The 22277-nt window shown below is 68.6% G+C and carries 20 protein-coding genes; 6 read left to right on the top strand and 14 right to left on the bottom strand.

Annotated features, from left to right (window positions below):
• Together BAY15_RS18180 and dinG are read left to right on the top strand one after the other, a co-directional pair.
• Positions 1-345 (top strand): hypothetical protein, encoded by a 345-nt coding sequence (locus tag BAY15_RS18180; protein WP_068854374.1) that lies wholly within the window; start codon positions 1-3, stop codon positions 343-345.
• A gap of 107 nt (positions 346-452) precedes the next feature.
• Positions 453-2555 (top strand): ATP-dependent DNA helicase DinG, encoded by a 2103-nt coding sequence (gene dinG, locus BAY15_RS18175; protein WP_068854373.1) that lies wholly within the window; start codon positions 453-455, stop codon positions 2553-2555.
• A gap of 10 nt (positions 2556-2565) precedes the next feature.
• On the opposite strand, the gene BAY15_RS18170 is transcribed toward dinG, so the two are convergent.
• Together BAY15_RS18170 and ilvD are read right to left on the bottom strand one after the other, a co-directional pair.
• On the bottom strand, positions 2566-3783 hold the full coding sequence (locus BAY15_RS18170) for a DUF418 domain-containing protein (protein ID WP_083214233.1): 1218 nt from the start codon (positions 3781-3783) through the stop codon (positions 2566-2568).
• 56 nt (positions 3784-3839) lie between these two features.
• Entirely contained in the window at positions 3840-5672 is a 1833-nt protein-coding gene (gene ilvD, locus BAY15_RS18165) for a dihydroxy-acid dehydratase (protein WP_068854371.1), read from the bottom strand.
• A gap of 193 nt (positions 5673-5865) precedes the next feature.
• On the opposite strand from ilvD, the gene BAY15_RS18160 reads away from it, so the two are divergent.
• Together BAY15_RS18160 and BAY15_RS18155 are read left to right on the top strand one after the other, a co-directional pair.
• On the top strand, positions 5866-6429 hold the full coding sequence (locus tag BAY15_RS18160; RefSeq protein ID WP_068854370.1) for a DUF1190 domain-containing protein: 564 nt from the start codon (positions 5866-5868) through the stop codon (positions 6427-6429).
• Positions 6430-6433: 4 nt separating this feature from the next.
• Positions 6434-7612 carry a glutathionylspermidine synthase family protein gene (locus BAY15_RS18155; RefSeq protein WP_068854369.1) on the top strand — a complete coding sequence of 393 codons (1179 nt, stop codon included), beginning with the start codon at positions 6434-6436 and terminating at the stop codon, positions 7610-7612.
• Between the two features lie 108 nt (positions 7613-7720).
• On the opposite strand, the gene BAY15_RS18150 is transcribed toward BAY15_RS18155, so the two are convergent.
• The 9 genes from BAY15_RS18150 to BAY15_RS19045 all read right to left on the bottom strand — a co-directional run bounded on the left by BAY15_RS18150 (position 7721) and on the right by BAY15_RS19045 (position 18042).
• Positions 7721-9019 (bottom strand): DUF58 domain-containing protein, encoded by a 1299-nt coding sequence (locus BAY15_RS18150; RefSeq protein WP_068854368.1) that lies wholly within the window; start codon positions 9017-9019, stop codon positions 7721-7723.
• Positions 9016-10017, bottom strand: a complete 1002-nt coding sequence (locus BAY15_RS18145; RefSeq protein ID WP_068854367.1) for an AAA family ATPase — start codon at positions 10015-10017, stop codon at positions 9016-9018. Before BAY15_RS18145 ends, BAY15_RS18150 begins: the two co-directional genes overlap by 4 nt.
• On the bottom strand, positions 10014-11189 hold the full coding sequence (locus tag BAY15_RS18140; RefSeq protein WP_068854874.1) for a DUF4350 domain-containing protein: 1176 nt from the start codon (positions 11187-11189) through the stop codon (positions 10014-10016). The genes BAY15_RS18145 and BAY15_RS18140 overlap by 4 nt, the downstream gene beginning before the upstream one ends.
• Positions 11186-12790, bottom strand: a complete 1605-nt coding sequence (locus BAY15_RS18135) for a DUF4129 domain-containing protein (protein ID WP_068854366.1) — start codon at positions 12788-12790, stop codon at positions 11186-11188. Before BAY15_RS18135 ends, BAY15_RS18140 begins: the two co-directional genes overlap by 4 nt.
• Positions 12780-13772, bottom strand: coding sequence for a stage II sporulation protein M (locus tag BAY15_RS18130; protein ID WP_068854365.1), 993 nt, complete (start codon positions 13770-13772; stop codon positions 12780-12782). Before BAY15_RS18130 ends, BAY15_RS18135 begins: the two co-directional genes overlap by 11 nt.
• Entirely contained in the window at positions 13769-14458 is a 690-nt protein-coding gene (locus BAY15_RS18125) for an RDD family protein (RefSeq protein ID WP_068854364.1), read from the bottom strand. Before BAY15_RS18125 ends, BAY15_RS18130 begins: the two co-directional genes overlap by 4 nt.
• Positions 14459-14544: 86 nt before the next feature.
• Complete coding sequence (locus tag BAY15_RS18120; protein ID WP_068854363.1) at positions 14545-15078, bottom strand: gamma carbonic anhydrase family protein; 534 nt, start codon at positions 15076-15078, stop codon at positions 14545-14547.
• A gap of 41 nt (positions 15079-15119) precedes the next feature.
• A complete protein-coding gene (gene mnmG, locus BAY15_RS18115) occupies positions 15120-17009 on the bottom strand; it encodes a tRNA uridine-5-carboxymethylaminomethyl(34) synthesis enzyme MnmG (protein ID WP_068854362.1) in 1890 nt (629 codons plus the stop codon).
• A gap of 493 nt (positions 17010-17502) precedes the next feature.
• Positions 17503-18042, bottom strand: coding sequence for a hypothetical protein (locus tag BAY15_RS19045; protein WP_068854361.1), 540 nt, complete (start codon positions 18040-18042; stop codon positions 17503-17505).
• A gap of 111 nt (positions 18043-18153) precedes the next feature.
• Between BAY15_RS19045 and BAY15_RS18105 the strand changes: the two genes are divergently transcribed.
• Both BAY15_RS18105 and BAY15_RS18100 read left to right on the top strand, forming a co-directional pair.
• The gene (locus BAY15_RS18105; RefSeq protein ID WP_068854360.1) at positions 18154-19113 is read left to right on the top strand and encodes a pyridoxal-phosphate dependent enzyme; all 960 of its coding nucleotides are present in this window, start codon (positions 18154-18156) and stop codon (positions 19111-19113) included.
• On the top strand, positions 19098-19721 hold the full coding sequence (locus tag BAY15_RS18100) for a YdcF family protein (protein ID WP_068854872.1): 624 nt from the start codon (positions 19098-19100) through the stop codon (positions 19719-19721). The genes BAY15_RS18105 and BAY15_RS18100 overlap by 16 nt, the downstream gene beginning before the upstream one ends.
• 17 nt (positions 19722-19738) lie before the next feature.
• Here BAY15_RS18100 and bioC read toward each other — a convergent pair whose 3' ends face one another.
• From bioC to bioH, 3 genes are read right to left on the bottom strand one after another with little or no spacing between them, the layout of a single operon-like run.
• Positions 19739-20623: a malonyl-ACP O-methyltransferase BioC gene (bioC, locus tag BAY15_RS18095; protein WP_068854359.1), complete on the bottom strand. Its 885-nt coding sequence runs from the start codon at positions 20621-20623 to the stop codon at positions 19739-19741.
• Between the two features lie 50 nt (positions 20624-20673).
• Positions 20674-21456, bottom strand: a complete 783-nt coding sequence (locus BAY15_RS18090; protein WP_068854358.1) for an SDR family oxidoreductase — start codon at positions 21454-21456, stop codon at positions 20674-20676.
• Positions 21457-21514: 58 nt separating this feature from the next.
• A complete protein-coding gene (gene bioH / locus BAY15_RS18085; protein WP_068854357.1) occupies positions 21515-22276 on the bottom strand; it encodes a pimeloyl-ACP methyl ester esterase BioH in 762 nt (253 codons plus the stop codon).
• Between the last annotated feature and the right edge of the window lies 1 nt (position 22277).

The following is a 22277-nucleotide window of genomic DNA, read 5'->3' as shown; positions in this document are numbered from 1 at the left end:
ATGGACCTGCTGCTCAGCCTGCTGGGCATGGCCGCGATGCGCCTGCCGGTGCTGATCGCGCTGGCGGTATCGCTGGTGTGGGTGGTGGATACCCCGCGCGGCGCCATCCGAAGTGTCGCCCTGTGGGCACTGGGCCTGCTGCTGGCCGGCACCCTGGGCGGGCTGGCGCTGAACATCGTCCCGACCTGGCTGGTCCAGACCGGCGACTACGGCAACGTACAGATGCTGTCGTACTGGCTGCGCGGCGGCCACTTCGCGCTGGGCCTGGTCGATGCCCTGGCCACGGTGCTGCTGGTGTGGGCGATGACCCGTGTGCTGCGCAACCGCGCCACCCCGGCCGCCTGATCGGGCGAACCCGGTCACGGATCTGAACCGGCGCGGAAAAATCCGCGCCGGTCCCGGCCCCGGAGCATGAGAAAATACCCGCCTGATCCAGGCAGGACCTCCCCGGCGTGACCGAAAAAGTTGAAGCCCCGCGTGCGCTGAACGACGAGCTCAAGACCGTCATCCGCGATGCCTACGCCAAGCTGCAGGCCAATACCCCCGGCTTCAGCACGCGGCGTTCGCAGAGCCAGATGATCGGCGTGGTCTCGCGTGCGCTGTCGCAGAGCGGCGGGGTAGGGGTGGTCGAGGCGCCCACCGGCGTGGGTAAGAGCCTGGGCTACCTCACCGCCGGCGTGCCGATTGCGCTGGCCACCAAGAAGAAGCTGGTGATCAGCACCGGCACGGTGGCGCTGCAGTCGCAGCTGGTCGAGCGCGACATCCCGAACTTCCTCAAGGCCACCGGCCTGGAGGCCACCGTGGCGCTGGCCAAGGGCCGCACCCGCTACCTGTGCACGCGCAATGCCGCCGAAGCGCATGGCGATGGCGCGCAGGAAGGCATGTTCGAGGACGAGCAGCCGCTGTTCGACCGCCCGCTTGCGCCGATTGAAATGGACCTGGCGCAGAAGCTGAGCAAGGATTTCGTGGAAGGTCGCTGGAATGGCGACCTGGACAACGCGCCGGATACCATCAGCCCATCGCTGCGTTCGCGCATCACCACCCCGGCGTCGGGCTGCGCGGGCCGCAAGTGCGCCTACTCGGCGCAGTGTGCGGTGCTGCGCGCACGCAACACCGTGCGTGATGCGCAGATCGTGGTGACCAACCACGCGTTGCTGCTGTCGGCGCTCTCCATTGGCGAAAGCGACAACGGCCAGCCGCTGATCGCCCCTCCCTCGGACATGCTGCTGGTGCTCGACGAAGGCCACCACATCGGCAACGTAGCCATCGACCAGGGCGCGGCCAGCCTGGCCCTGGATGAGATGGCCAAGCGCACCGGCCGCCTGCAGATCCTGATCGCCGCCGCCTACCGCGCGGTGGACAAGGACAAGCTGGGCAACCTGCTGCCCAACGAAGCCATCGACGTGGCCGCGCGGGTCAGCAAGCAGCTGCGCGCGTTCCGCGACGTGATCGACCGCAGCTGGCAACCGGACCCGGCCGCGCAGGAACCGATGTGGCGCGCGCCGAACGGTCGCCTGCCGGATATCTGGATGGCCGACATCGAGGCGCTGGCCGACGATACCCGCGCGCTGTTCAACTGGGCCCACGCCGCGCAGTCGCAGGTGGCCAAGGGCAAGCCCGAAGATGCCGCGCGCGAGCGCCTGCAGCGCACGCTCGGCATGGCGCTGGAAATGATCGAACAGCAGCACAACCTGTGGACCGCCTGGCGCCGCGAGGACAAGGAAGGCCAGCCGCCGTTCGCGCGCTGGGTGACGCTGTCGCGCGATGGCGACCTGATCCTGCACTGCTCGCCCGTGTCGGCCGCCAACGTGCTGCGCAAGCTGCTGTGGGACGAAGTGGATTCCGTGGTGATGACCTCGGCCACGCTCACCGGCGGTGGCGATTTCCAGGCGCTGGCGATCGACAACGGCATTCCCAACGAAGCCGAGATGGTCTCGCTGGCGTCCCCGTTCGACCTGCCCAACCAGGCCGAGCTGATCGTGCCCAATTTCCCGGTCACCCCGGACGACCGCGACCGGCATCCGAAGGAAGTAGCCAAGTACCTGGTCAAGGAACTGGACTGGAGCAAGGGCAGCATCGTGCTGTTCACCTCGCGCTGGAAGATGGAGAAGGTGGCCGAGCTGATGCCGGCCGCGCAGCGCAAGCAGGTGCTGGTGCAGGGTGAGACCGCCAAACAGAAGATGATCGACGAACACCTGCGGCGCACCTCGGCAGGCGAGGGCTCGGTGCTGTTCGGGCTGAATTCGTTCGGCGAAGGCCTCGATCTGCCCGGCGAAGCCTGCACCACGGTGGTGATCACCCAGGTACCGTTTGCGGTGCCGACCGATCCGCAGACCTCCACCCTGAGCGAATGGTTCGAAAGCCGTGGGTTGAACGCCTTCAACCTGATCGCCATCCCGCACGCGCTGCGCACGCTGACCCAGTTCGCCGGCCGCCTGATCCGCACCTCCACCGACACCGGCCGCGTCATCATCCTCGACTCGCGCCTGATCAGCCGCCGTTACGGCAAGCGCATCATCGATGCATTGCCGCCCTTCAAGCGCGTCATCGGCTGATGAGCACCCTCTACGCGCGACGCATCGGCAGCCGCTGCCACTCGCTCAGGCTGCGCCACAACCACTCCGCCGGGCCGAAGTAGTACCGTCGCAGCCACCAGGCACTCAGCCACAGCTGCAGCGGAAACACGATGGCCGCCACCAGCAGCACTGGCCACAGGCCGTGCGAGGGCCCGATACCGAGCCCGAACCCGGCAAACAGCGGTACGCACACCAGGCTCTGCAGCAGGTAGTTGCTCAACGTCATGCGCCCGGCCGGCACCAGCACGCGCAACCCGCGCTCGGCCCACGGCCGCAGGTACAGCAGCGCGAACCCGCAGGCGATGGCGATGCCCAGCGCCAGCGGTGCCACCCGATAGCTCACCCGCAGCAGATAGCCCGGTACCCCATCGCGCAGCAGCGGCCATTGCGCCTTCAGCGCGGGCGCAGCGGCCTCGATGCACAGGAACACCACGCCAACCATCGCGCCGCCAACGCACAGGCCCCACAGCAGCGGCAGGTGCTGTTCGGGCCGCTGCAACAGCCCCCGGCGTCCTGCCCAGTAGCCGAGCAGGAAGCGGCCCAGCACGAACAGCAGCAGGGCCCAGTTGGTGAGGCGCACCCAGCCGCCCAGCACCAGGTTCTGCCACCACGCCTGCCAGAGCGTGCCGCCGGACAGCGCATCCAGCGCATTCCCATACATCTGCGTGCGCGGCGTCAGCGTCAGCACCCACTCGCGCATCCACGGGGCCAGCAGCGGTGGCAGGAACAGCGCCGCCACCAGGCCGGCCACCAGCAACCCGCGGTTGCCCAGGTGCCGGAACAGCGGCAGCAGCAAGCCCACCACGGCATAGGTCAGCAGGATGTCGCCCCACCACAGCACCGTGGCATGCAGCAGCCCGATCAGGGCAAACGCCCCCATCCGGCGCAGATGCGGAACCAGCCCAGGGCGCATTTCCATCTGCATGGCAAAGCCCATGCCGAACAGCAGCGAGAAGATCGTCACCGCCTTCATATCCAGCAGCCACCCCATCCCGGTGCGCACCGCATGATCCAGCGCGGCACTCGGCAGCGCCTGCTGCGCGGCCTCATCCAGCAAGGCATCCAGCGAATAGAACCGCAGGTTGACCAGGAACACGCCCAGCAGCGCGAAGCCGCGCAGCGCATCGATCAGCGGTTGGCGCGGGGGTCGCGGCGGCGCATCAATCAACAATTGGCGGGGTGGCCCCATGGCGTAGAGCCACGCCATGCGTGGCTGCGTATCAACAGGCCCCCAGTAGAGCCGGGCCCAGCCCGGCTGTCCAGCTACAGCTTGCCCAGATCCCGCACCGCGCCCTTGTCCGCGCTGGTCGCCAACAATGCGTACGCCTTCAGCGCCCCGGTCACCTTGCGCGGACGCGCCTCCCGTGGCTGCCACCCCAACGCATCCTGCTCCGCACGCCGCGTCGCCAGGGTAGCGGCATCCACCAGCACATCAATCCGCCGCGCCGGAATGTCGATCCGGATCCGGTCGCCATCGCGCACCAATCCAATCGTGCCACCCGCCGCCGCCTCCGGCGACGCGTGTCCGATCGACAGCCCGGACGTACCACCCGAAAACCGTCCATCGGTCAGCAGCGCACACTGCTTGCCCAGCCCCTTCGATTTCAGGTAGCTGGTCGGGTACAGCATCTCCTGCATGCCCGGCCCGCCACGCGGGCCCTCATAGCGGATCACCACCACGTCGCCGGCCTGCACCTCGTCGGCCAGGATGCCCTGCACGGCCGCGTCCTGGCTTTCGAACACCTTCGCATTGCCCTCGAACACGTGGATGGACTCATCCACGCCGGCGGTCTTCACCACGCAGCCATCCTCGGCCAGGTTGCCGCGCAGCACCGCCAGCCCACCTTCGGCCGAGTACGCGTTCGCTACATCGCGGATGCACCCCTCGGCGCGGTCCAGGTCCAACGAAGGCCAACGCGTGGCCTGGCTGAAAGCCACCTGGGTCGGAATGCCGGCCGGGCCGGCACTGAAAAATTCATGCACGCCGGCATCGTCGGTCACCGCCACATCCCAGCGCGCAATGGCATCGGCCAGGGTGCGGCTGTGCACGGTCGGCACATCGACATGCAGCAGCCCGCCGCGTGCGAGCGATCCCAGGATCGCGAACACGCCACCGGCGCGGTGCACATCCTCCATGTGGTACTTCGGCGTATTCGGCGCCACCTTGCACAACTGCGGCACCCGTCGCGACAGCGCGTCGATGGCATGCAGGTCGAAGTCCACCTCCGCCTCCTGCGCGGCCGCCAGCAGATGCAGGATGGTGTTGGTGGAACCGCCCATGGCGATATCCAGCGTCATCGCATTCTCGAATGCCGCACGCGTGGCGATCCCGCGCGGCAGCGCGCTGGCATCTTCGCCGCCATACCAGCGGTGGCACAGCTCCACCACCAGCCGACCGGCACGGCGGAACAGCTGCTCGCGGTCGGCGTGGGTGGCCAGGGTCGACCCGTTGCCTGGCAGCGACAGGCCCAGCGCTTCGGTCAGGCAGTTCATCGAGTTCGCGGTGAACATGCCCGAACACGACCCGCAGGTAGGACAGGCGCTGCGTTCGTACTCGGCCACCTTTTCATCGGAGGCGCTGGCATCGGCGGCGATCACCATTGCATCCACCAGGTCCAGCTTGTGCTCGGCCAGCCGGGTCTTGCCCGCTTCCATCGGCCCACCGGAAACGAACACCACCGGGATGTTCAACCGCAGGGCGGCCATCAGCATGCCGGGGGTGATCTTGTCGCAGTTGGAAATGCACACCAGCGCATCGGCGCAGTGCGCGTTGACCATGTACTCCACCGAGTCGGCGATGATCTCGCGGCTGGGCAGCGAATACAGCATGCCGTCGTGGCCCATGGCGATGCCGTCATCCACCGCGATGGTGTTGAACTCCTTGGCCACGCCGCCGACCTGCTCGATCTCGCGCGCCACCAATTGGCCCAGGTCCTTGAGGTGCACGTGGCCGGGCACGAACTGGGTAAATGAATTGGCGATGGCGATGATCGGCTTGTGGAAATCCGCATCGGTCATGCCGGTGGCGCGCCACAGGGCGCGGGCGCCGGCCATGTTGCGGCCGGCGGTGGAGGTACGGGAGCGGTATTCAGGCATGGGGGCTGGCAGGATCTGGCGGGCCGTGGGGGCGCGTTGCCACTCGATTCTGCCCAAAAATTCCGGTTGCTGTTGCAACCGTCGGGATCGCCGATCCTGAAACGCCGTTCATCTTTTTCACTTTGCCGGTTTTGGTTGTTGGCGGGGATCAGGCATGATTGAGGCGATAACCGTACACAGGGGGCATGCCGCCATGAAACGTTCCAGGACCACCGCACTGTTGCTGATGAGCGCCGCACCGCTGCTGTTCACTGCCTGCCAGAAGGATGAGGCGGTGAAGGTGCAGGAGGGGCTGTACACCTCGGTGCAGGCCTGTACCGACGCCACCGGTGACCCGTCCGCCTGCCGCACGGCGTTCGCCGAAGCGCAGAAGCAGTCCGCTGATGCGGCCCCCAAGTACGCCTCGCGTGCAGAATGCGAAGCCGAGTACAACGCCGAGCAGTGCGTGGAACAGAAGACCTCCACCGGCCATTCGTTCATCGGCCCGATGATGATGGGCTTCTTCATGTCGCAGATGCTCAGCAACCGTGGCGCCGGCCTGGCGCAGGCCCCGGCCGCGAGCCCGGCCTACCAGGACAAAGCGAAGGGCTGGGCACGCCCGGCCCCGGGCGGCAGCGGCGGGCTGAACACCGCCAGCGGCATCGGCGCCGGCAAGGCCGGCCTGGCCCCGGTCACCAGCACCCCGAACCGCGCCGTCACCGCCAGCCGCGGCGGCTTCGGCAACACCAGCAGCAGCCGCAGCAGCTACGGCGGTTGATGCAATGAAGCGTGTGCGAATCGACGAGCGCAGCCAGTGGCGCGCTCGTGCCGCCGAGTCCGGTTTCCGCTTCCACACCATCGACGGCCTGCCGTACTGGGATGAAACCGCGTACTACGCCTTCACCCTGCGCCAGATCGAGCAGGACATCGAAGACCCCAGCGCCGAACTGCACGCGATGTCCATGGACCTGGTGGACGAGGTGGTGCGCAGCGAACAGCTGATGGACCAGCTGGCGATTCCGCCCGCGTTCCGCGACTGGATCGCCAACAGCTGGCGCCGCGGCGAGCCGCACCTGTACGGACGGCTGGACTTCGCCTATGACGGCACCGGTCCGGCCAAGCTCTACGAGCTCAATTACGACACGCCGACCTCGCTGTTCGAGGCCTCGTTCTTCCAGTGGCAGTGGCTGGAAGACCAGCGCAACCAGAACCGCCTGCCGCCGCAGGCCGACCAGTTCAACGCCATCCATGAGGCGCTGGTGGAGCGCTTCGGGCAGCTGTCGGCGCAGTTGCCGCCGCCGCTGTACTTCAGTGCCGTGGGCAGTTCCGAAGAAGACCAGGGCACCGTGGCCTACCTGCGCGACTGCGCGGCCCAGGCCGGGCTGCGTGGCGAGGCGATCGCAATCGAAGACATCGGCCTGTCCGAGGACGGGCGCTTTACTGCGCTCGACGACACGGTGATCGGCAGCCTGTTCAAGCTGTACCCGCTGGAAGACCTGATGACCGAATCGTTCGGGCAGGCGCTGCCCACCTCGGGCGTGCAGCTGCTGGAACCGGCGTGGAAGGCGATCCTGAGCAACAAGGGCGTGCTGCCGCTGCTGTGGCAGCGCCACCGTGGCCACCCGAACCTGCTGGCGGCCGAGTTCGATGACGGCAGCGCGCTGCCGGCCGGCTGGGTGCGCAAGCCGTTGTTCTCGCGCGAAGGCGCCAACGTGGCCATGCATTTGGCCGACGGCAGCTGGCAGGAGAGCGAAGGCCCCTACAACGGCCCGGCGATCCGCCAGGCCGCGCATCCGCTCACGTCGTTCGACGGCGGTTACCCGTTGATCGGCAGCTGGATCGTGGGCGACCAGGCCTGTGGCATGGGCATCCGCGAAGATGACAGCCGGATCACCCGCGACAGCGCCCGGTTCGTCCCGCACGCGATCATCGACGAAGCCCCGACGCGCATTTACGTCTGACGGGTTACCGGCGTCACGACCAACGGTCGTGACCTACCGGCGCACACCAACCGTTCAACCCGGTCGCGTAACGTGGCCGGTAGGTATCGACCGTTGGTCGATACGTGCCTACAGCAACCCGTCGCGTTTGACGGCGAGGTACCGCTCCACCAGCGCCCCGGGCAGCGCATCGGCCGTCACGTCCAGCACCATCACCCGGTGGCTGCGCAGTGCTTCATGCGCGTCGTTGCGCTGCTGCAGGTAGCGCGCGATGGCGCCGGCCTGGGTCGCATCCTGCAGCGTCTCCACTTCCTGCTCCAGCGCCCCGTCCAGCTCGCGCTCGCGCAGGCTGGCCACGCACACCAGGTGTTGCCGCTGCAGCAGCCGAACCGCGACCAGCAGGTCTTCGATGTCCTCATCGCGCACGTTGGTGACCAGCATCACCAGCGAGCGCCGGCGCTGGCGCAGGCTCAGCTCGGTGGCGGCAGCCAGGTAATCAGTTGCCACCGGCTGCGCCTGCAGGTCGTAGCTGGCGCGCAGCAGCGCGTCGATCGCGCCCATGCCGCGCTGGGGTGCCACCCAGCGGCTCTCGCCACCACTGGCGAACAGGCCCACGCCATCGCCCTGGCGCAGCGCCAGGTAGGACACCACCAGCGCCGCGTTGAGCACATGGTCGAAGTGCGACAGCCCGCCTTCGCTGGCCATCATGCGGCGGCCGGTGTCGATCATCAGCACCAGCTGCTGGTTCTTTTCATCCTGGTACTCACGCGAGATCAGCTTGCGTGCGCGCGAGGTGGCTTTCCAGTCGATCTGGCGCAGGCTGTCGCCGATGCGGTACTCGCGCATCTGGTGGAAATCGGTACCCTCGCCACGGCGGCGCTTGAGGTGCGCACCGACCAGGCGCGAGGCCTGTTCGGCACTGAACAATGCGAAGCGGGTGAGCGGGGCGAAGTTGGGATACACGCGTACGGTCAGCGTCGGTGGCAGCAGGCGGCGCTGGCGCCACATCCGCCAGGGCGCGTGCAGGCGAACATGCACGCCGTCGAACACGAAGCGGCCGCGCGCGGTCGGGGTCAACGTGTACTCCACGCTGCTGGCCACCAGCGGCTTGAGTGTCAATGCACGCGGCATGCCCTGCAGCGACCACGCTCCCGGCACCAGGTCGAACACCTCCACGCGCTGGCGGCGGCTGGACTCGAAGCGCAGCGTGGTGCGCCGCTCGACGTTCAACGCCAGCGCCTCCGGCAGTTCGCGCTGCACCGTGGGCGAAGGCTGCGCGCGCAGCCGCAGCAGATCCACCAGTGCCAGCACCGCGATCGCCGCTGCGGACGCCCACCACGCCGACACCGGCAGCAGCCCGAACGCCACCGGCAGCCCGAGCAGCGCCCAGCCGACCAGCAGTATCAGCAGCAGCGGGCCTGGTCTCATTTGCGCGGCGCTTCCACCTTGGCCAGCAACGCGGTCAACGCATCGTCGGCCGACTGGCCTTCGATCTGCAGTTCCGGGGCCAGCGCAATACGGTGGCGCAGTGCCGGGCGGGCGATCTCGCGCACGTCATCGGGAGTGACGAAGTCGCGGCCGGCCAGCACCGCCTGCGCACGCGCCGCACGCACCAGCGCGATGCTGCCGCGCGGGCCGGCGCCGAGCGCGATGCCAGGGAACTGGCGGGTGGCCGCCACGATGCGCACCGCGTAGTCCACCACTTCCGGATCCACCGTGATCGCCGCGGTCGCCTGCTGCAACGCGATCACCTCGGCGGCGTTGAGCACGCGCGGTACCTGCGACAGATCGAAGTCGGCGGCGCTGCGGCCGGTGGTGATTGCATCCACCATCCGCTTCTCGTCCTCCAGCGCCGGGTAATCGATGATGACCTTGAGCAGGAAGCGGTCCAGCTGGGCTTCGGGCAGCGGGTAGGTGCCTTCCTGTTCGACCGGGTTCTGCGTGGCCAGCGCCAGGAACGGCGGGGTCAGTGCGAATGCCTTGCCTTCGATGGTGACCTGGCCTTCCTGCATCACTTCCAGCAGGGCCGACTGGGTCTTGGCCGGGGCGCGGTTGATTTCATCGGCCAGCAGCAGGTTGGTGAACACCGGGCCGCGGCGGATCTTGAAGCTCTCCGATTTCGGGTCGTACACCGCGTGGCCGCTGACGTCGCTGGGCATCAGGTCCGGGGTGAACTGCACGCGGCCGTAGTCCAGCTCCAGTGCCTGCGCCAGGGCGCGCACCAGCAGGGTCTTGCCCAGCCCGGGCACGCCTTCGATCAGCACATGGCCACCGGCCAGCAGCGCGATCAGGATCTGGTCGAGCACCTCGGGCTGGCCGATGAAAGCGCGGCCGACGGCGTCGCGCACGGCATCGACGCGTTCAACCAGGCTCTGCCCGGTCAGCGCGGGCGGGGACAACGGCGGCGGAGCGGAGTGGTCGGTCATAGCAGGTTTCTCATCTGGATCAGCAGGCGGATGCGCTCACGCAGGGCCACCACATCCTTCGATGGCGGCACCTGCAAAGCGGTCTGGACACGGGAATGCGGCCAGTGCAGCAGGCTGGCGATGGCGTGCACCTGCGCCTCGCCGCTGAGCGCGGCAGCGGTGGGTGCGCGCCGCCGCAGCCGGGCCAGGAAGGCGCGTCGGGTGGCGTCGTACAACAGCGGTGCCTTGCCATAGCGCAGCAGGTGCTCGCCGCTGGCACGAACATGTTCCAGCAGCGAACGGCGTTCGGTGGCCGGCGCCGGCAGCAGGCTGCCCAGCCGCTGCGCGCGCTGCCACAGCCATGCCAGCAGGGCCAGCAGCAGGGGTACCCACACCGGCCAGCCCTGGTAGAAGATGCGTGACCACAGCGTGGGCGGGCGGGAGCCGTAGATCAGCCACACCGTGCCTTCGGCGTAGTTCGGGTCGAGCACATGGCGGGTCAGGTCGCGGTGCGCGAGGTCGTGCAGGCCGTCGGCCAGGCTGCCCTTGGGATCCTCGGCGTTGAAGATCCTCGGCGTGCCCTTGAGGAACTCCATGTCCGACAGCACGTCCACGCTTCCTTCGCCCTTGCGCAGCCGCGCGAACACCAGGCCCTCGTCATCGCCCCATTCGCGATCGACACGCACGCCGTCGGGCACGTCCACGCCGAAACGGCGGCCACTGCAGAACTCGGAATGGCCCGGGTCGTCGGCAATGTGGAAGGCCTTGCAGTTGCTCTCGTAGTACTCGGTATCCACGCCCAGCGCGTCCAGCAGCGGCCCCTGCGCGGCGTCTTCGTCCTTGAACGGCGGCGGCGTGCGCAACAGCAGGTGGCCGCCGCGTTCCACCCACGCCAGCAGCGCCTGCGCGGTGGGGGCGGGCACATCGGCGGTGTCCTGCAGCAACAGCACGGTATCGGCCGGCTTGAGCTGCATGCGCGGCAGGTCGAGGCGCGGGCTGGAATGCACGGTGATGCCGTCGGCACGCAGCGCCTGGCCCAGCACGTACAGCGGGTTGTAGCTGGCCTCGCCCTGCGGCGGCAGGTGCTCGGTATGGACCACGCGTTCATGGCTGCGCAGGAACAGGATCGCCAATGGCACGCCCACCACCAGCAGCACGGCCAGCACCACCAACCAGCGCAGACGGGCACTCATGCGCGCCACCGGAACTGGGTCTGCAGGGTGGTGGCCAGATCGTCGAACTCGTCCGGCTCGGGCAGGCGGCCGGCGTACGCGGCGTACTGCCAGACCCGCACGATGCGGGCGAACAGGGTGCGGTCAGCCTCGACCGGCATGCGCCGCGAGGCGCGCAGGCACTGTGCTTCGGTCGCGCCCGGTGGCAGCACCACCTCGGCGCGTTCGCTCATCGATTCCACGCTGGCCCGGTACAGCAGCGCCAGGGCCTGGCGCGGCCGGCCCTGCTGCCACAGGTCGCGCGCGCGCGCGGCGGGATCCGGCGGAATCACTTCGGGCAGTTCCACCGCTTCCTCGACCACCGGATCGGTGGCCTTGCGCCGCCTCACCCCGGTGCCGCGCAGCCAGCGCAGCCACCACGGCGCGGTGGCGATCAGCCCAAGCACCAAGAGGCCGACCAGGCCCCACAGGATCCATTCGGCAATCTGCGCGGGCAGGCGCGGGCCGCGCCCGAGCGGATTGCGGTTGTTGTCCGCATCGTCCTTCTTCTTGTTCTTCTCGGCCTCGCTCAGGGTGCGCTCCCAGCGTTTCACTTCGCGGGTAGGCGCCACCAGGGGATCTTCGTACGCGCGCTGCACGGCCTGGCGGAAGCCGGCGGTGTCGGGCGTGCCACCGAAGATCACGGACGGGGTGTTCGACGGATCGTCGGCGGGCACTGCATCAGCCGCTTCTTCTTCCTCATCACCAGCATCGTCATCCATGCCAGTAGGTGCGGCGCAGCTCGGCGCCTGCGCAGGTTCTTCCGCATGCAGCCCACCCATCGGCCAGCACAGCACCAGCGCCAGTACCAGCAGCGGCGCGGCCTGCTGCAGCCGATCACGCATGCGCCGGAACGCGATTTCTACGTCCCAGGCTTCCATTTCCGTGCGGCGGTTGAGATACAGCGCGAAACCGGCGCCGGCGTAGAACGGCCCGATCAGCGTGGCGGCGAGCCAGAACAGCGCATTCACCCCCAGCTGTGCCCACGCCGGCATGGTTTCGCTGACCATCTCCCACGCCGCGCGCCACGAATCGGACAGCAGTTCCAGCGGCACGAACAGGAAGATCGCCGCGATGCAGCCGCTGACAATCACCAGCTCGAACACCATGCACATCAGGGTGAGCAGCACGGCATGCCCGAACGTGCCGCTGAGCACGGCGCGGCGGCGCACGCTGCGCTGCGAGGCATCGCTGCCTTCCAGCAGGTTCACCGGCAGCAGCAGCGAGCGGAACGGGCTGAAGCGGCGCCAGCCCAGGTAGCCCCAGAACCCGCTCCAGCCCCAGTGCCGCTGCGCGCGCAGGGTCTGCAGCGGACGTGGTTCGTCGCCGAACACGCCGCGTGAGATCACATACAGCGCGATCCGGTCCGATACCGGCTTGAGCCACCACATCAGCAGCCAGGCCCAGCCGAACGCATCGGCCCACCATGCAGCGGCATTGATCACGGCGAACAACGGCAGCGACACCGCGATCAGCGGCAGCCATATCGCCCGCGCGTGCCGGCGCACCAGGGCGGTGCCCAGCTCCATCGCTTCCCATTCGGAGCGCGCCCGCAGGGCGACGTTGAGCTGGTCAATCCGCATGACCGCTCCCGCGCCCACCGCGCCACAGCCACACGAACACCAGCGTCCACAGCACCGCAGCCGCGCTGTACTTGCCCCAGGCCGGGATCGCGGCGATGGACGACCAGAACGCTTCGATGAAGGCGGCGATCAGCAGCATCGCGGCGATGCCCAGGCAGAGTTTTGCGCCAATCACCCCGCCCTCGACGAGTGCATCGATGCGTCGGCGGCGGCCGGGCGCCAGCAGCTTCATGCCCAGCTGCAGGCCGGCACCGCCGGCGATGACGATCGCAGTGAGCTCGAACGCGCCATGGCCGCAGACGAAACGCCAGAACGGGTCGCCATGGCCGATGTGCTGCAGGTGGCCGGCCGCCGCACCGATGGTGAGCCCGTTGAACAGCAGCACCAGCACCGTGCCCAGGCCGGCCAGCAGCCCGCTGGCGAACGTACGCAGGCCGATGCTGATGTTGTTCATGATGTAGTAGCCGAACATCATCCAGTCCGTGCCGCTGTCGCGGCCCAGGTTCGGCGATGCCGGGTTGTACATGCGCTCCAGCGAGGCGATCGCGCCGTTGTCCATCAGCATGTGGATCACGTCCGGGTGCCACTGGATCACCGCGAAGCTGCCTACCAGCGGCAGCACGAACAGCGCGGTGGCCACCCACATGCTGCGCGCCTGGCTGCGCACCAGCTGCGGGAAATCGGCCAGCAGGAACTCCAGCGCGCGCCGCCAGCGCGGCGGCGGCGTGCGGTACAGCAGGCCATGGCCCTGCTGCATCAGCAGCTGCAGGCGTGCCACCAGCTGCGGGCTGTAGCCGCGCTTGCGCGCAAGCGCGAGCTGCTGGCACAGCCGGCGGTAGTGCTGCGGAATGTCTTCATCGTTGAGCGCGGACGCATCGGGCGAACGGCCCGCATGCCGCGGCCGGTCACCGCGCAGCGCCAGCCAACGTTCCAGCGCCTGCCATTCGGCCTGGTAGCGGGCAACGAACTGTTCCTGCCTCATCGGCGCCCCAGCAGCCAGTTGGCCATGGCATACAGGCGCAGCACGCCCACCTGGCCCTGGCCACCGCTGATCGGCGCGGCCACTGCGGCCAGCTCCTGCTGGCGGGGGCCGGACAGGCGCGGCGCGCGTTCGGCGAAGGCAATGATCGCCGCCTGTTCGGCCGGCTGCAGCGGCTGCGGCGGGGCCAGCACGGTATCGATGGCCACGCTGGCCGACCACGGCCGGCCGCTGTCATGCACCACTACGGTGCCGGCCACCAGGTCGCCCAAGCGCCGGCCATTGCGGTCGAACAGGCTCGACAGCAACCCCAGCGCATAGCCGAACGGCAGCATGTCCACGGTACGCAGCAGGTTGCGGGTGATGGAGGCCATCCAGCCGATCGGCGCGCCGTCCTGGGCCACCACGCGCAGGCTCATCACCCGCTTGCCCAGGGTGCGGCCCCAGCAGGCCTCCTGCACGATGGTGTACGCCCACATCAGCAGGAACATCAGGCCCAGGTAGAGGCCCTGGCCGAATTCGCCCAGCAGGGTGAGCGGAATGCTCAGCAGCATCAACGCCGCCACGCGGATCATGAAGTCGATGGCCCAGGCCAGCGCACGCGGCACCGGCCCGGCTGCCGGCAGGTGCAGCGGCACGCCTTCGGGCGTGATCACTTCACGGTAGGTGTCCAGCATGGGTGCGCTCATGCGCACGCGTCCCTCCGGACGGCTGCCAACGGCATGCGGTTCTCGACTGCTTCCTGGGTCGGAGACCGACTTTACCGTGTGCGGGGTCACATCCCCAAGTACTTGTCCTTCAACCGCACGTAGTGGTCGGCCGAGTAGTGCAGCGACTCGATCTCCTGATCGCTGAGCGTGCGCACCGGTCGGGCCGGGTTGCCCACCCACAGCTCGCCTTCGCCCACCACCTTGCCCGGCCCGATCACCGCACCGGCGCCGACAAAGCTGTGCCGGCTCACGGTGGCGCCATCGAGGATGCACGCCCCCATCCCGATCAGGCTGTACTCGCCGATGGTGCAGGCATGGATGATGGTGCCGTGGCCGACGGTGACGCCCTCACCGATCAGGGTCGGGTAGCCGCCCTTGTTGTAGGGGCTGTGGTGGCTGACATGGATGATGGTGCCATCCTGGATGTTGCTGCGCGCGCCGATCCGCACATGGTTGACGTCGCCGCGGATCACCGTGCCCGGCCACACCGACACATCGTCCCCGAGCACCACGTCACCGATGATCGTGCAGGCCGGGTCGATCCAGGCGCGCTCGCCAACGACGGGGAAGGTATCGAGGAAGGGACGAAGGGGGGACATGGTGACGCTCCACGAGGCAGGCCACCATGATACCGCCGTGGTTACGCCACCCGGCTGCGCCGGGCGCGTTCCAGGTGCACCAGCAGCAGCGAGATCGCCGCCGGGGTCATGCCCGGGATGCGCTGGGCCTGGCCGATGGTCTGCGGGCGCACCCGCTCCAGCTTCTGCTGCACTTCGGCCGACAGCCCGCGCACGCTGGCGTAATCGAACGCCGCATCGATGGCGGTGTTCTCATGGCGCTGCTGGCGTTCGATCTCCTCGCGCTGGCGGTCCAGGTAGCCGGCGTACTTCACCCCGATCTCAACCTGCTCGGCCACCTTCGCATCCGCCACGCCCGGGCCCAGCGAGGGCACCTGCATCAGCTTGGCGTAATCCAGTTCCGGGCGCTTGATCAGGTCCAGCACGTTGGTTTCGCGGCTGACCGCCACGCCCAGCGTGGCGTCCACTTCGCGGCCCAGCGCGTTGGCCGGGGTGGCCCACAGCGCACGCAGGCGCGCCGATTCCTGCGCCACCGCCTCCTGCTTGGCCTGGAAGGCGGCCCAGCGCCGGTCGTCGACCACGCCCAGCTCACGGCCGATGCCGGTCAGGCGCACGTCGGCGTTGTCTTCGCGCAGCTGCAGCCGGTACTCGGCGCGGCTGGTGAACATGCGGTACGGCTCGGTGGTGCCATGGGTGATCAGGTCATCCACCAGCACGCCCAGGTAGGCCTCGTCGCGGCGCGGGCACCAGCCCGCCTCGTCGCGCACGCGGCGGGCGGCGTTGAGGCCGGCCAGCAGGCCCTGCGCGGCGGCCTCTTCATAACCGGTGGTGCCGTTGATCTGCCCGGCGAAGAACAGCCCGGACACCGCCTTGGTTTCCAGCGTGTTGTTCAACCCGCGCGGGTCGAAGAAGTCGTATTCGATGGCGTAGCCGGGCCGCGTGATGTGCGCGTTCTCGAAGCCACGGATGCTGCGCACCAGCGCCAGCTGTACATCGAACGGCAGCGAGGTGGAAATGCCGTTGGGGTAGATCTCCACCACGTCCAGCCCTTCGGGCTCGACGAAGATCTGGTGGCTGGCCTTCTCGGCAAAGCGCACCACCTTGTCTTCGATGGACGGGCAGTAGCGCGGGCCGATGCCTTCGATCTGGCCGCTGTACAGCGGCGAGCGGTGCAGCGCGCTGCGGATGATCTCGTGGGTGTGCTCGCTGGTGTGGGTGATCCAGCAGCTCACCTGGGCCGGGTGCTCGGCCACGCTGCCCAGGAAGGACATCACCGGGCGCGGGTCGTCGCCGGGCTGCTCGTCCATCACGCTGTAGTCCAGCGAGCGGCCATCGATGCGCGGCGGGGTGCCGGTCTTGAGCCGGTCGATCGCGAACGGGCGCTCGCGCAGGCGCGCGGCCAGCGTGGTGGCCGGCGGGTCGCCCATGCGGCCGGCGGCGTACTGGGTCTGGCCGACGTGGATCTTGCCGGCCAGGAAGGTGCCGGCGGTAAGCACCACGGCCGGGGCGTTGAACTGCAGCCCGGTCTGGGTGATCACGCCACGCACGGCGTCACCGTCGATGACCAGGTCATCCACGGCGGCCTGGAACACGGTCAGGTTGGGCTGCGCCTCGACCATCGCCCGGATGGCCATCCGGTACAGGTTGCGGTCGGCCTGGCAGCGGGTCGCGCGCACGGCCGGGCCCTTGGAGGCATTGAGCGTGCGCCACTGGATGCCGGCGCGGTCGGCGGCATGCGCCATGGCGCCGCCCAGGGCATCGATTTCCTTGACCAGATGGCCCTTGCCGATCCCGCCGATGGCCGGGTTGCAGCTCATCGCGCCGATGGTTTCCACGTTGTGGGTCAGCAGCAGGGTGCGTACGCCGCTGCGGGCAGCTGCCAGCGCGGCTTCGGTGCCGGCATGGCCGCCGCCGATCACGATGACGTCGTAGCCGTAGAAAGAATCGGTCATGGGGGTGCTCTGGGGCAGGGCCGGTACGGCCCGGAACCGCCCTGGGACAGGGCGCGGTGGTCATTTTAGCGCCGTTCGCGCCGGGTCCGTGAATGGCGGCCTGCAAAAAAATTCGCACGCAACCCTAAAGTTGGCACGTTCTCTGCAGATAACCCAATAGCACCCAGGATGGCAGGCGCCGAAAGGCGCTACGGATCGGAATTGGAACAGGGGCCGATCCATGCGCATCCCGGGGAAGCAGAAGGGCCGGCAGTCGGGGGACTGTCGGCCCTGTTTTTATCCCCCGGAAGACAAAAGGCCCCGCCATTGGCGGGGCCTTCTGCGTTGTAGGTGCCGACATCCGACAGGGCCGGAACAGGGGGGATCCAGATGTTCCTGTCGGATATCGACATAGAGCTCAATGTGACGCCGTATGTCGTTTTTGTCACTTTTCGACCGAGGCCGTCACTGCCCGGCTAGATTGACCTGCCGGGCAGGTGAAAATCAAGCGGTCTTAGTTCTCATGTGTGCGCTGGTTCAACTTATTCATATTTCGCCAGGGAGAGCCATTGCTGCGCTGGGCCGGCGGGCTGGGTCGGGACTGCGGCGCGCTCACCGGGCGCTGCTGCTGAGGCTGCGGGCGCTGCTGCGGCGGGCGGTCCGGACGCGGTGGGCGCCCGACCGAATCCATGTTCCGCCACGGCGAACCGCCGTTGTAGGGCGGGCGCGGACGGTCCGGCGGGCGCACCTGGCCACCATTGCCGTTGCCCGGGCGGGGCGGCGGGCGGTGGTTGTGCGGCGGGCGGTAGTTCGGGTACGGCCGGTAGATCGGGTAGTTGCTGTAACCACCGTAGCCGCCATAACCGTAATAGCCACCGCCACCGTAGTAGCCGCTGCCGTAGCCGTACGGATAGCCGGCCGGATAGCGGTACTCCACCGACGGGGCGCCATGGTAGTAGCCGTTGCCACCACCACCGCCGCCCACGTAGTCGTAAGTCGCGCAGCCAGACAGCGTCAGCAACAGGCTGCCGGCAAGCATGAGGCGCATTCTCATGGAAGGGTCCCCCTAGGATATGGCCCAGCTTCAGGCCGCCGCATTGAATCGGCCCTTAACTTTGCCCTGGCCGGATGAACGGTTGCCATCGTGGCACGTTAATCTTGTGTCATGACCGATTCATCCTTGCCCTGCGTCGATGACCTGCTGGCCGCCGCCGCGCGCATCGCGCCGCATGCCAGCGTCACCCCGGTGCTGCAGTCGCAGGTGCTGGACGCGTTGAGCGGGGCGCGGCTGGCGTTCAAGGCCGAGCATCTGCAGCGCGGCGGTGCCTTCAAGTTCCGTGGTGCCTGCAACGCGGTCTGGGCGCTGCCCGAGGCCGTCGCCGCACGCGGGGTGGTCACCCATTCGTCGGGCAACCACGGTGCGGCGCTGGCGCTCGCCGCGCGCACCCGTGGCATTGCCTGCCATGTGGTGGTGCCGGAAGGCGCGGTGGCGGCCAAGCTGGCCAACATCGTGCGTCATGGCGCCACCCTGTGGCGCTGCGACCCGACCATCGCCGCGCGCGAGGCCATGTGCGCCCAGGTCGAGGCCGAGACCGGCGCCACCCTGGTCCATCCCTATGCCGATTCCCACGTCATTGCCGGGCAGGGCACGGCGGCGCTGGAGCTGCTGGGCAGCCAGGGTCCGTTCGATACCCTGGTGGTCCCGGTGGGCGGCGGTGGCTTGGCGGCCGGAACCCGGCTGGCGCTGCAGGCGGTGAGTCCGGTCACGCGGCTGGTACTGGCCGAACCGGAGGGCGCCGCCGATACGGCCCGTTCGCTGGCCGCCGGCGAGCGCCGGCTGGACTTCACCCCCGACACGATCTGCGATGGCCTGCGCGGCACGCTCGGTGCGCCGAACTTCGCGCTGCTACAGGGCGCGGCCGAGGTGATCACCGTGGACGATGCGGCCACCGTCGCGGCCATGCGCCTGCTCTGGCAGGTGCTCAAGCAGGTGGTGGAGCCGTCTTCGGCGATTGCGCTGGCCGCGATCCTGTCCCAGCCCGCACGGTTTGCCGGGCAGCGGGTGGGCGTGGTGCTGTCCGGCGGCAACGTCGACCTGAATGCCCTGCCCTGGGCCGCGGCATGACCCGGCGCGCACGGGTCGGGCTGGGGGGCTGGCTGTGGCGGCTGTGCATGCTGTTGGCGGCCTGGCTGCTCTGTGTCACCGCATGGATCGTCTGGGTCGGTGAGCGCGACCAGGCGGCCAAGGCCGATGCGATCATCGTGCTGGGCGCGGCGGCCTACGACGCCAAGCCGTCGCCGGTGTTCGAAGAGCGCATCCGGCATGGGCTGGATCTGTACCGCCAGGGCTACGCGCCCTTGCTGATCTTCACCGGCGGCTACGGCGGCACCGGCGCGCGCTTTTCCGAATCGCAGGTCGCGCGCCGTTACGCCTTGAAACAGGGCGTGCCGGACGACGCGATCCTGATTGAAACCGCCTCGCGCACCACCCGCCAGAACCTGGCCGAAGCGCGGCTGTTGATGGACCAGCACAAGCTGCACCGGGTGATCATCGTCAGCGACCCGCTGCACATGGCGCGCGCGCTGCGCCTGGCCCGCGAACTGGGCATCGATGCACTGGCCTCGTCAACACCGAGCACGCGCTTCCGCAGCTTCCACACCAGCTGGAAGTTCCTGGCGCAGGAAATCTATTTCTTCCATCGGGACATGTTCCCCTCCGCGAACGGTTCCTGACCGATATTTCTGGTTGGTCAGGTGGTCTTGCGCCGGATCGGAATCGCCGACACGGGGACGCTGGCCACATCCTGCCCGCGCTCGCGGATCGGCGCGCCCGCATCCGGCGCCCACGCGTGCGCGTAAATCACTTCCCAGCTGCTGGGCAGCGTGCCGTCCTCGCGACGCAGCGGTTCATAGGCGGCGCGCGCTGCAGCGAACCTGCCGCGCCCGGTCAACGTATGCCGGCGATCCTGGCGTGCATTGGTTGCGCCAATGGCGCGCAGCTCGCGCATCAGTGCATCCATGTCGGAATAGGTGAGCGTGAACAGGTCGCGGTCCAGCACCGGGTCGCGGAAGCCGGACATCATCAGCGCGTCGCCGAACTGCGCAATCGGCGGGAACCGGCTCACGTGCGAGGTGTCATCGGCGCTGGCGAACGCGTCGCGCAGCTCGATCAGCGTTTCCGGGCCGAACGTGGAACACACCAGCAGCCCGCCCGGCTTGAGCACGCGGCGGAAACCGGCGAACACCGCGGGCAGGTCCTCCACCCACTGCAGGCACAGGTTGCTGTAGATCACATCCACGCTCTGATCGCGCAGAGGCAACGCCTGCGCATCACCGCACACCCGGGTGAAGGGCTTCCACCAGCCGGCCTGCTTCTTCGCTTCGCGCAGCATCGGCTCGGCCATGTCCAGCGCGATCACCTGCGCCTTGGGCCAGCGCTTCTTCATCGCCGCACTGGCGTGGCCGGTGCCGCTGCCCACGTCCAGCACCACCTCCGGCTGTCGGCTTTCGAGATAGTCCAGCGATTCGAGCAGCCGCTTCTCCACCTCGCGCTGCAGGGCAGCGGCGGCGTCGTAACTGCTGGCGGCGCGCGAAAACGCGCGGCGGACGTGCTGGGGATCAAAGCTGGCGGTCATGTAAGGCTCACTATGCGGTAGCGCACGACCGTTGGTCGTGCGCCGGAAACTCAGAACGTGCCGGGGTAAGCCCCGCCATCAATCAACAGGTTCTGCCCGGTGATGTAACCCGACTGCGCACTGCACAGGAACGCGCACGCCGCGCCGAACTCATCGGCGGTGCCGAAGCGCCCGGCCGGAATGTGGGTGCGCTTGCGCTCGGCAATCTGCCCCGCATCCACGCCCTGCTGCTGCGCCATGTAGGCGAAGTTGCCGCGCAGCCGGTCGGTGTCGAACTGGCCGGGCAGCAGGTTGTTGAGCGTGACGTTGTGGGCCACGGTGCGGCGCGCCAGCCCGGCGACGAAGCCGGTCAGGCCCGAGCGCGCTCCATTGGACAGGCCCAGGATGTCGATGGGTGCCTTCACCGACGAGGAGGTGATGTTGACCACGCGCCCGAAGCCACGTTCGATCATGCCATCCACGGTGGCACGGATCAGCGCGATCGGCGCCAGCATGTTCGCGTCCAGCGCAGCGATCCAGTCCTCGCGCTCGAACTGGCGGAAGTCGCCCGCCGGCGGCCCACCGGCGTTGTTGACCAGGATGTCCACCTGCGGGCAGGCGGCCAGTGCCGCCGCGCGGCCGGCCTCGGTGGTGACATCGGCCACCACCGTGATCACCTTGCCGGCGCCCGGCAGCGCCCGGAGTTCTTCACCGGCGTGGGCGAGGGCTTCCTCACCCCGGGCGGCGATCACCACGTTCACGCCCTCGCGCGCCAGCGCGCGGGCGCAGCCCAGTCCCAGGCCTTTGCTGGCAGCGCAGACGAGGGCCCAGCGGCCGGCGATTCCAAGGTCCATGCATCAGTTCCGTAGTGGGGGACAGGCGTACATGATCGGCGATGCGCGCGCGGGTGGGTCAGGAAAGCGAGGCAACGAAGTGTTGCAGCTGCGCCGCCACCTCGTCGGTGTGGCCCAGGAACGGCGCGTGTCCGCCATGGGCCACTACATGCACGCTGGAACGCGGTGCGAGCGCGGCAGCGGCCTGCATGGCCCGCGCCGACACCAGCCGGTCGCGCTGACCGGCCAACCACAGGCTGGGCACGGGCAGGCGGGGCAGGGCGCCACGCAGGTCAGCGCTTTCCAGCAGGCGAAGGCCTTCCTGCAGGGCACGCGGGGCAGGCTCACCGCGCGCTACCAGCGCCGCGCGCAAGCTGCGCAGTTCCTGCCGGGCGTGTTCGGAGCCCATCGCATCCAGGGCCAGGAAGCGCTCCAGCGTGCCGCGATAGTCCTGCGCCAGGTCCTGGCCGAACTGTTCGAAGACCGCGGTTTCCACGGCGTATGGCCAGTCCTCGCCACGCACGAAGCGCGGTGTGGCTGCGATCATCGCCAGCCCGCGAACCTTGGGCAGCGTGGCCGCCGCATGCAGCGCGAACAGCCCACCCAGCGACCAGCCACACCACACGGCCGGCGGGGTCGCGGCGGCAATCGCACCGACCACGAACGGCAGGCGCAGCGGGGTGGCATCGTCGCGGCTGTTGCCGTGCCCGGGCAGGTCGACCAGGTGCAGCTCGAACTGCGCTGAGAGCCGCTCCACCAGGGGCGCAAACACACCGCCATGCAGGGCCCAACCGTGGATCATTACCAGCGCCGGCCCGCTGCCGACCACCTCGATATGCATG

Source organism: Stenotrophomonas rhizophila, assembly GCF_001704155.1.
GTDB lineage: Bacteria > Pseudomonadota > Gammaproteobacteria > Xanthomonadales > Xanthomonadaceae > Stenotrophomonas > Stenotrophomonas rhizophila_A.
Note: the sequence above shows the minus strand (reverse complement) of the source record. Positions and strands in the feature narration are given on the sequence as shown.